General features: G+C 35.7%; 8 protein-coding genes and 4 pseudogenes. All 12 read right to left on the bottom strand.

The features are described from left to right. Nucleotides 1–14: 14 nt before the first annotated feature. Nucleotides 15–137: pseudogene (locus tag HT703_RS10155) on the bottom strand (chromosome partitioning protein ParB); the annotation flags it as partial. A 9-nt stretch (nucleotides 138–146) separates the two neighbouring features. Continuing rightward, nucleotides 147–938 (bottom strand): annotated as a pseudogene (locus HT703_RS10160) (IS5 family transposase). Nucleotides 939–1047: 109 nt separating this feature from the next. Then, nucleotides 1048–2157: a Gfo/Idh/MocA family oxidoreductase gene (locus tag HT703_RS10165; protein WP_023935722.1), complete on the bottom strand. Its 1110-nt coding sequence runs from the start codon at nucleotides 2155–2157 to the stop codon at nucleotides 1048–1050. A gap of 39 nt (nucleotides 2158–2196) precedes the next feature. After that, nucleotides 2197–2490 (bottom strand): hypothetical protein, encoded by a 294-nt coding sequence (locus HT703_RS11870; protein ID WP_023935720.1) that lies wholly within the window; start codon nucleotides 2488–2490, stop codon nucleotides 2197–2199. Next, nucleotides 2491–3039, bottom strand: coding sequence for an exo-alpha-sialidase (locus HT703_RS11875; protein ID WP_023935718.1), 549 nt, complete (start codon nucleotides 3037–3039; stop codon nucleotides 2491–2493). Nucleotides 3040–3195: 156 nt separating this feature from the next. Further along, nucleotides 3196–3777: a sialidase domain-containing protein gene (locus HT703_RS11880; protein ID WP_345890292.1), complete on the bottom strand. Its 582-nt coding sequence runs from the start codon at nucleotides 3775–3777 to the stop codon at nucleotides 3196–3198. Nucleotides 3778–3788: 11 nt separating this feature from the next. Then, nucleotides 3789–4028: a sialidase domain-containing protein gene (locus HT703_RS11885; RefSeq protein ID WP_240150164.1), complete on the bottom strand. Its 240-nt coding sequence runs from the start codon at nucleotides 4026–4028 to the stop codon at nucleotides 3789–3791. A gap of 389 nt (nucleotides 4029–4417) precedes the next feature. Continuing rightward, nucleotides 4418–4874: pseudogene (locus tag HT703_RS10175) on the bottom strand (YhcH/YjgK/YiaL family protein). Nucleotides 4875–4892: 18 nt separating this feature from the next. Continuing rightward, the gene (locus tag HT703_RS10180; protein ID WP_023935716.1) at nucleotides 4893–6434 is read right to left on the bottom strand and encodes a sodium:solute symporter; all 1542 of its coding nucleotides are present in this window, start codon (nucleotides 6432–6434) and stop codon (nucleotides 4893–4895) included. 31 nt (nucleotides 6435–6465) lie between these two features. Continuing rightward, on the bottom strand, nucleotides 6466–7383 hold the full coding sequence (locus HT703_RS10185) for an N-acetylneuraminate lyase (RefSeq protein WP_023935714.1): 918 nt from the start codon (nucleotides 7381–7383) through the stop codon (nucleotides 6466–6468). 82 nt (nucleotides 7384–7465) lie between these two features. After that, nucleotides 7466–8389, bottom strand: a complete 924-nt coding sequence (locus HT703_RS10190) for a cyclically-permuted mutarotase family protein (RefSeq protein WP_023935712.1) — start codon at nucleotides 8387–8389, stop codon at nucleotides 7466–7468. A 22-nt stretch (nucleotides 8390–8411) separates the two neighbouring features. Further along, nucleotides 8412–8732: pseudogene (locus HT703_RS10195) on the bottom strand (N-acetylmannosamine-6-phosphate 2-epimerase); the annotation flags it as partial.

Consider the following 8732-nt stretch of genomic DNA (forward strand, 5'->3'; position numbering starts at 1 on the left):
CAAGACACAGTGCACTACCTGTTCAACAAAAGAGTTGCTGCTTGATTAAAACCATCACACCAGTTATACCATTTTGCTTCATACCCATCTTGAGCTAGGATACGATCTTCTAAATCAAAAACAGAGTAAATAGACTTCCTGCAAAACTAGAATCCTAGTTCATGATTGATAATGCCAGCAATCAAATTCATTCGTAATCCGAAGCGTTTACAATGATTTCGATAGGTTGTTGAAAACATTTTAAACGTTTTTACTTTGGCAAACATATTCTCAACCTTGATTCTCTCCTTAGATAGCGCATGGTTACAGGCTTTATCTTCAGCTGTTAGCGGCTTGAGTTTGCTGGATTTACGTGGAGTTTGTGCTTGAGGATATAGCTTCATGATTCCTTGATAACCACTGTCAGCCAAGATTTTACCAGCTTGTCCGATATTTCTGCGACTCGTTTTGAACAACTTCATATCATGACAATAGTTCACAGCGATATCCAAAGAAACAATTCTCCCTTGACTTGTGACAATCGCTTGAGCCTTCATAGCGTGGCATTTCTTTTTACCAGAATCATTCGCTAATTGTTTTTTAGGGCGATGGATTTTTACTTCCGTCGCATCAATCATTACCGTGTCCTCAGCACTAAGGTGAGTTCTTGAAAGCGTAAAACCACTTTGAACAAGAGTTACTTCAACCCATTGGCTCCGACGGATTAAGTTGCTTTCGTGGATAGCAAAATCAGCCGCAATTTGTTCATAAGTTCGATATTCTCGCACATATTGAAGAGTGGCCATAAGAAGGTCTTCTAGGCTTAATTTAGGTTTTTATCCATCTTTTGCGTGTTTAATTTTTAATACAGCTAACATCTCTTCAAAAGTCGTGCGCTGAACACCAACAAGACGATTAAATTGTGCATCATTTAGTTGTTTACTTGCTTCATAATTCATAGAACTATTATACCATATTTTGTTTCGCAGGAAGTCTATTCAATAAGTTGTATCACAGAACTTTAGAAATTATATAGTGACAAGAATTTACTATTCTGTTTTACAATAGTTAAGCATTTGTGATTTCTGAAAGACTTACTTTTCGATCTTCTTTAACTGATAAAGTACATGCATCAGCGGTAGCGATTGATTCTAAAGCAGCTACACCATTGAGAAGTTTTTCATATTCTTCTGTAATTTCTCCACCTTTAATGATGTCATGTAGATATTCCATTTCTTTATCAATACATGTTTGTAACCATAATGGGCAACGTACTCCTGGTTTACCGTACGCAATTGCTCCATCCATACCACGACCGGTATAGATAGCTGTACGATCATCATCTTCCTCTTGAGTTTCATGAACTAAGAAGTGTGATTCTCCTTCACCTTTAACACGAAGAGTACCTCCAGTATTGAACAAGTCAAGTTTGATAGCTCCTTCAGTTCCTTGAATCAAGACGTAGTGTTCACCCCAAAGGAAAGCATTACCATATTCCAAAACAGCATAACGATCATCAGAGTATTCTAAGTTGACAATGAGCATATCATCTTCATCACCAAAGTTTTCACCTTTATGATATACATTGCCTCCTACCATTGTCGCTTTTTCAGGAAGTCCTCCCATGATGAACTGAATGCAATCTAATTCATGAATATGGTGGTACAAATGTCCTCCAGATTGAGAACGAAGTTTCTTCCATGATACAGTTGGTTGTTGTTCTTCCCAACCTGTACGAGCGGCATGGCAATAAAGAACTTTACCGATTTTACCTTGAGTAATCAATTCTTTAGCATGGTGTACACCATTAAAGAAGTTCATGATGTGACCAGCCATAAAGATAACATTATTTTCTTTACATGCGTCAACCATGGCTTTACAATCTTCATAAGACAATGCAATTGGCTTTTCACAAAATACGTGTTTGCCATGTTGAGCAGCTTTCACAACAGGTTCACGGTGAAGATAGCTAGGTGAAGCTACGATCACACAATCAATATCTTCACGTGCTACAAGTTCATCTAAACTTGCACAAACATCTGATCCCAACTCTTGAGCAACTTCTTCTCCATGATTTGGGTCAAATACCGCAACCACTTTTGCATCTTCAATTTTGTTCATTGAGCGAGCCAAATCAGCTCCAAAATATCCAGCTCCAACAATACCGTAATTTACCATAATTTTTATCCTATTTCTATATATTTTTAAATTTCAGATTTAATTCTTTTTCAAATCTTCAATCTTAAATGTTATATATGGTACAACATTTTTCATATGAAGTTCATTACGAGACCATGAATCAAATTTTTCAAACATCAATCCAATTTCATGATTTGGTAACTCTGTCAATGTTGAATATGAGTATCCATAGTTACTATAATCAACGTCGTGATGATAACGCCAATCAATTGTATTATCATCATTAATTAGACCAATCCAAATTTGCCCGTGTTTACGACCATTTGTGGAGTTTGGAGTACTTAAAATGACAGCCTTTTCACCATCAATCAATTAACTATAATTGATGATTGATAATTGTGTTCCATAACTTGGATTTGAAACAAATTTCAAATATTCCGGTGCACTCCAAGTAGTACCTGCGTCTGTACTTGTTAAATATGCAATTTTACCATTATTTGTACGCATGTATGCTTGAATTACTCCTGGACTCAATTCTACAAATTGTGCTTCTGCTGACCAACTAGGAGGAAGTGGCACAATTTTAACTTTCCAAGATGCTCCATTATCGTCACTATAAATGAACGCAGACTCTTTACCAGTGTAAGACGGAATAAGAATACGTCCAGTTGAGCTTTCAATGATTCCACGTCCAGGACCCAAATAAGGCGCATTCCGATTAAGTCCCATTATAGGAGGTAATAAAGTTGGTGCAGACCAAGATTCGCCATGATCATTGCTAGAAATATATGCAATACAGTTCGTTGGCACTACTTTGAATAATGCATCTTTGTAGAAGATATTCATATGGACGTGAGTCCCATTACGATATTCAGTCTTTTTATTATTTTTAAATGAAACCGAATATTTCTCTACTGTCAAATAATTACCATTTTGTTTAATACCGAAATTTTTATCTACTGAAAATTCAGTTGGTCTGTTGGTACGATCGTCGTATACAGTACCATTCTCACGAATAGTATAATTCTAATCAGTATCACCTTGTTTCTTTAATTTAAGGTAATAATTACCATCAATTTATTTATAACCTGAATCTTTTCTAGTAGCTTCTCTAAAACTTACTCCAGCAGGCATCACATCAGCAAACATGAGTACTTGTTTGTTATTTTTTTCAACAATAACAGAGTCAATATAGGTTGCACCACCGCTGATTTGTAAGTCACGTCCACCAACATCACGAGGCCATTCTAATGGTACTGGCGCAAAATCATCGAATGCCAATGTTAATTTTGGTTTAGTCCATGTCTTACCATTATCATCACTATAACTTGTAGCAATATTAATTTTATTCAAAAAATCATGAGTTCCGCCGTAACGAGCGTCAATGCTTGAAAATACCCGACCATTGCTAAAAGTATACAGAACTGGAATACGGAAATAGTTAGAACCTGTTGTATCATTAGCCGTATAAATTAAATGTCCAGTAACAACGTTTGTTGTCATCTTTTTAACAGTTTCTTCATCCAATGCACTATTAAAGAATTTGATATTTTCTAGTGTTCCGTTAAAACCAAACGCCGTTTTTCCTGCACGTTTCACTCCCCCAAGCATATAGTAATCAATGCCTTTAATATCCTTTATGTTTAAGAAGTTATCCACTTTCTTTTCTACTACTTTTGTGCCATTTGCATATAAAGAATATGTTTTTTGACTAAATCTGCTACTACTGCAACAGTGTTAGTCACAGCTTCTTGTTTGTACTTACCCCAAACTGAAGCAGGTCTGGATACTAGGTGATTTTTATTGGAAGAAGTATCACGCGCTTCCATCCCCAATTCACCATTGTCTCTAAGGAACACATCTACATAACTATTTTGTTGACCGGGTTTAGAATTAGATATTCCAAACAGAGCTTGTAAGCCTTTCTCACTAGACTAATTGTACTTAATCACTACAGCAAAGTCACCGCTAGTAAATTTATCCTTTAACTCATTAGTAACATTTTCTCCTCCCCCTGTTAAAGTAACATTATTTTTTTCTAAGACAGGAGTTTCTTCCGTTGCAGAAGATGGATCCTTAACAGTAGTTTCGACTGTTCGAGGTTGTACAGTAACTTCCGAAGAGTTACCCGATTTAGGTGTACTTCCGAAATCGGAGTCGTTGGTGCAACAAGTTGCACCAACTCTGGTGTTGATACTTCAGAAGTTTCAGTCTCCTAAGCTGCAACTGAGTTAGCAACAAATGCTGATAATACCACTACAGTACCTAAGGTTACATATTGTTTAATATTTTTTTCATTTTATTTTTCCTCGTTTAAAACTTTGATAACAAGTTTTTTAACAGGCTCATCATTGCAATGAATCTTTGGTTGGTGAAGATCTTCTTCAAAAGTCACCAACATATTCCCTGGAAGCAATTCAACAATTTGATAGTCTTTGCTATCGTAAAAAGCAATATCCTTTTCTTCGCTAAAAGGTACACGTGACTGGGCACGAACTGGGGAAGTTACTGCCATTTTTTCAGTATTTTCAACAACAATATGAATATCTAAAGATTTCTTATGAGTTTCAAAAATATCTCCTGGAACTCCATCAGCTAGATAAATCATACAATTTGCAAAAACATTTCCCCGTCAATATCAATTTTCCATCAACTAAATCTGTCAAATTTGTATTTTCTAAAAAATCACAGACTTTTGAAAAATGTTTATTGACAGAAGCATATCGTCTAAAATCAGATTGTTCAGAAATAATCATATTATTTTCTCTTTTCTATTAGTGACGAACTTCCCAACTTGAATCCGCTTTAATTTCTGGAATATCATGAATCGTTGTATATTTAGGTGCAGATACTTTATTTCCAGTAAGAACAGATACAATATAACCTGAAACTACTGATACAGAGATTGAAATCAATGAATATGCCCAGTAGCTAACAGCTGTTGGAGGAAGGAAGTATTTAATAAATACCATGACGATAGTTGATACAATCAGCGCTGCATAAGCACCTTGTTTATTTGCTTTTTTAGAAACAAAACCAAGAATAAATACACCACCAAGTAGACCAAGTACAAGTCCCATGAAACTATTGAACCATTCGTATGCAGATTTAATATCTGAATGAGCCATGATAATGGAAACAACAATTGAGAATAAACCTACTGCTAGAGATACGAATTGTGCAATTTTCGTACGACGATCCTCTGACATATTTTTAGAAATGACATCTTGAATATCCAATGTCCATGAAGTTGCAACAGAGTTCAAACCTGTTGAAACAGTTGATTGAGCTGCTGCATAAATCGCTGCCAAGATCAAACCTGTGACACCTACTGGTAACTGGTATGCAATAAAGTACATAAAGATTTGGTCTTGAGGGATATTGCTAGCTGCACTACCTGCATTTTGTACTTGATAGAATACGTACAAGCCTGTACCGATTAAGTAAAAGACTGTTGCAATTGCAAGTGACAAGACACCATTTGTGAACAACATTTTATTAAGTTTCTTAATATTTTGTGTTGTAGTAAAACGTTGAACCAAATCTTGAGATGAAGCATAGGAAGACAAGATTGTAAAGCCTGAACCCATCACAATTAAGAAGATGGAGTTTGAAAGCAAGTTAGGATCGAAAAGTTTTTCATTTGCAGCAAGGAATTTCCCGTTTGCTAATGTTTCTGCTACTGCACCAAAGCCACCTTTAATATTAGCCATCAGTACAAATAAAGCTACAACGACACCACTAATCAGAACCACACCTTGAATAAAGTCTGTCCATAATACGGATTTTAGACCACCAGTATAAGAATAAACAATTGCAATTGCACCCATCAAAGTAATCAAAATATTGATGTCAATTCCTGTCAATACTGATAAACCAGCTGATGGGAGGTACATAATGATAGACATACGTCCCAATTGATAAATAATAAACAAGAGTGCTGAAATAATACGAAGTGCTTTAGAATTAAAGCGTTTATCCAAGTAATCATATGCCGTATCGATGTCTATCCGTGCAAAAATAGGTAAGATAAAACGAATTGTCAGTGGAATAGCTACAACCATCCCTAATTGAGCAAACCATAAAATCCAGCTACCTGCATAAGAGTTACCAGCGAGTCCCAAGAAGGAAACCGGACTGAGCATTGTGGCAAAAATGGATACCGAAGTAACATACCAAGGAACCGAACCATCTCCTTTAAAGAACTCTTTTCCTTTCATCTCTTTTTTAGAGAAATAGATACCTGCAACCAACACCGCAAGTAAATAAACAATCAAGATAATTAAGTCAATTATTGTAAATCCTGTTGTGCCCATAACATATCTCCATATTGATTTTATTTAGGTACTATAAAAATTCTTTTCGTGCTTGTTGAATAAGTTCGGCTGCTTGTTTTGCAACTTCCAAGTCACCTTCTGCCAATGCTTCTAAGGGTTGACGAACGGAACCTAAATCAAGTTTTTCATTTAGACGCAAAACCTCTTTTGCTACAGCATACATATTTGCCTTACCTGATATCATCTTATAGATAACTTCATTGATAGCATATTGAAGTTTTTTAGCAGTATCTAAATCTCGTTCTTGAATCAAACTTTCCAATTTCAAGAACAAATCTGGCATAACGCCATAAGTACCACCAATACCAGCTTCTGCTCCCATCAAGCGACCACCAAGATATTGTTCATCTGGACCATTGAATACAATGTAATCTTCTCCACCTGCAGCTACAAACATTTGAATATCTTGTACAGGCATAGAAGAATTTTTAACTCCAATCACACGAGGATTTTGACGCATTGTTGCATACAAACTACCAGTCAACGCAACCCCTGCCAATTGTGGAATATTATAAATGATAAAATCTGTATTTGGCGCAGCTTCACTCATTGCATTCCAATATTCTGCGATTGAATATTCTGGCAATTTGAAGTAAATAGGTGGGATAGCTGCAATAGCATCGACTCCAACACTTTCTGAATGTTTTGCCAATTCAATACTATCTTTCGTATTATTACATGCAACATGGTTAATAACTGTTAATTTACCTTTAGCAACTTCCATAACAGCTTCAATAATTTGTTTACGGTCTTCTACACTTTGGTAAATACATTCACCTGAAGAACCATTTACATAGATACCTTTTACACCTTTGTCAATGAAATATTGCACCAGAGATTTTACACGTTCTTGGCTAATTTCACCATTTTCTTCATAGCAAGCATAAAATGCAGGGATAACGCCTTTGTACTTAGTTAAATCTTTCATTAGATTTCTCCTTTATTTGTATTAAGTAATTATTTATTGTGATTAAGTAAGCATTGCAGAAATTAAAAATTTAAACTCTTCGTTATTTTTCCTCCTCTAACAAAAGTATATCAGAAGTGCGTCTTCCTGGGCTACATTCCCCACTAACAACGTAATATCCATTGTCAGCTTTTAGAAAACCTGCCCCACAAAGAGCAAAACGCTCATCGTTTGCAACAATCTTGACCTTACCTGTCTCTAAATCTAGTATTCGCAAGCTGCGATTCCAATTAAAGAAATCTCTTCCTTTAGAAAAGTATTCTTCCCTATAGCCAGGGGCTGCTAAATCAATAACTGCTTTATTATAAACAATTTCATTAAAGCCACCAAGCATCAATAAAACGTTTTCATTTATTTGTATACTTGATGCTCCTAGAACTGAACTTGGTAATCCGAACTCAAGTTTTTCCCACTTATCTTTTTTAAAAATATACTTGTATCCATCTAAATAAGCTTTATTGTTCGCTCCACCTAAATAATACAATTCATTTTGATATTTGACTGATAAACCTTGACCTCTACCAGAAACTGGGAAGTCGGATTTTTTTAAAAGCTCTCGAGTCTCAATATTGAACAGATAACTTTCCTGAAATCCAAAGAATAAGTGGCCATCAAAATAACAACCATAACCACTCTCTAGTTGGAAATCAAAATCCCCGAGACAGATTTCTTCTACACTTTCACCAATTGTAATACGATAAATACTTGAACCTAGAATATAAAAGATTTCATTTTCAACTTCAATTGTAATTCCTTTATCTGGAGAAATTTTTCCATCTTGTTCATATAGAAGATTAAATTTCTCATCATAAACTCTAATTTTATTAGATTGGACTTTTGGACTCTTTAACGGATCGTTATTTGGGAAATAACTACCCCCATATACTAAAATTCTATTGTTAATCCGTCTACAAATCATCCCAGCTAGTCCTGGTGACTCTATATGATTTATAACATCAATTTTCACATTACACCTCTTCTCTAGCATGCTATTTCAATCCTGCTACAAAGCGTTCTGTAATCTCTTTTGGTCTAGTAATAGCACCACCAACAACGATGCCTCGCACTCCGTATTCAAGGATTTGTTTGGCTTGTTCTGGTGTATGAATTTTTCCTTCTGCAATGACATCTACACCGGCATCACAGAGTTTTTTGATGAGTTCAAAATCTGGACCATCCACTTTTGGACTGTAGGATGTGTAGCCTGATAAGGTTGTTCCGACAAAGTCAATTCCTGCTTCGACCGCTGCCAATCCTTCTTCAAAAGTACTGGTGTCCGCCATCAAGAGCTGGTTAGGATATTTCTCCTT

The organism is Streptococcus sp. 3874 (assembly GCF_013276425.1).
Taxonomy (GTDB): domain Bacteria; phylum Bacillota; class Bacilli; order Lactobacillales; family Streptococcaceae; genus Streptococcus; species Streptococcus pseudopneumoniae.

What these genes read in the sequence shown, in the direction of transcription:
- HT703_RS10185 (WP_023935714.1), bottom strand. Translation starts at nt 7,383, where the DNA reads ATGAAAGATTTAACTAAGTACAAAGGCGTTATCCCTGCATTTTATGCT.
- HT703_RS10180 (WP_023935716.1), bottom strand. Translation starts at nt 6,434, where the DNA reads ATGGGCACAACAGGATTTACAATAATTGACTTAATTATCTTGATTGTT.
- HT703_RS10165 (WP_023935722.1), bottom strand. Translation starts at nt 2,157, where the DNA reads ATGGTAAATTACGGTATTGTTGGAGCTGGATATTTTGGAGCTGATTTG.